Annotated in this window: 2 rRNA genes; both read right to left on the bottom strand. The window is 56.7% G+C overall.

Annotated elements, in window-relative coordinates:
• Positions 1-802, bottom strand: a 23S ribosomal RNA gene (locus tag ACFSVL_RS38295); the annotation flags it as partial.
• A gap of 283 nt (positions 803-1,085) precedes the next feature.
• A 16S ribosomal RNA gene (locus tag ACFSVL_RS38290) occupies positions 1,086-1,145 on the bottom strand; the annotation flags it as partial.

Here is a 1,145-nt window from a genome sequence, read left to right as displayed (position 1 = left end):
CGTCTTACCGTCGCTTCACCCTGGCCATGGGTAGATCACTCCGCTTCGGGTCTAGACCACGCGACTACATTCGCCCTGTTCAGACTCGCTTTCGCTACGGCTACCCCACCCGGGTTAACCTCGCCACGCAGCACTAACTCGCAGGCTCATTCTTCAAAAGGCACGCCATCACGTCGAAACGCTCTGACGGCTTGTAGGCACACGGTTTCAGGTACTCTTTCACTCCCCTCCCGGGGTACTTTTCATCTTTCCCTCACGGTACTCGTCCGCTATCGGTCTCCAGGAAGTATTTAGGCTTACCGGGTGGTCCCGGCAGATTCACAGCAAATTCCACGAGCTCGCTGCTACTCGGGAACACCAGACAAACACACGCAACGTGTTTTCGCGTACGGGACTCTCACCCACTCCGGTCCGCCATCCCAAGCGGTTCCACTAACACGCGCGCACATTCCGAGGACTGTCAGATCCTCGACGCTGGGTCCCACAACACCGCCTGCACAACGCCTGACAGCTTGACATGCAAACGGTTTAGCCTCTTCCGCTTTCGCTCGCCACTACTCACGGAATCACTTTTGTTTTCTCTTCCTGCGGGTACTGAGATGTTTCACTTCCCCGCGTTCCCTCCACACCGGCTATATATTCACCGGCGGGTAACACCACATCACTGGTGCTGGGTTTCCCCATTCGGAAATCCTCGGATCACAGCTCGGTTGACAGCTCCCCGAGGCATATCGCAGCCTCCCACGTCCTTCATCGGCTCCTGAAGCCAAGACATCCACCATGTGCCCTTAACAACTTGACCACAAAGATGCTCGCATCCACTCTACAGTTCTCAAACACCACACCAGAAACAACGTGTGTTGCCTCAGGACCCAACAGCGTGCCAGCAAACAAGAACCCGCCCGGATCCGCGGCCGCCGTTCCACGCGAAGCAAGCTCCGCAGTACTAAGTCGGCGGCATCACCACCGCGAGAACCCGTAACCAGTAGTTCCACAATTCCTTGAGCAACCAGAGCAAAACCGCGTGCGGGTTTTAAACTCCGGCCACTCCCAGCACGATGACCGGGATGTGTTGTGCTCCTTAGAAAGGAGGTGATCCAGCCGCACCTTCCGGTACGGCTACCTTGTTACGACTTCGTCCCAAT

Source organism: Amycolatopsis silviterrae (assembly GCF_042684085.1).
In the GTDB taxonomy this organism is placed as follows: Bacteria; Actinomycetota; Actinomycetes; order Mycobacteriales; family Pseudonocardiaceae; genus Amycolatopsis; species Amycolatopsis silviterrae.
The sequence above is the reverse complement of the archived record's forward strand: the minus strand, read 5'-3'. Positions and strand labels throughout refer to the sequence as shown.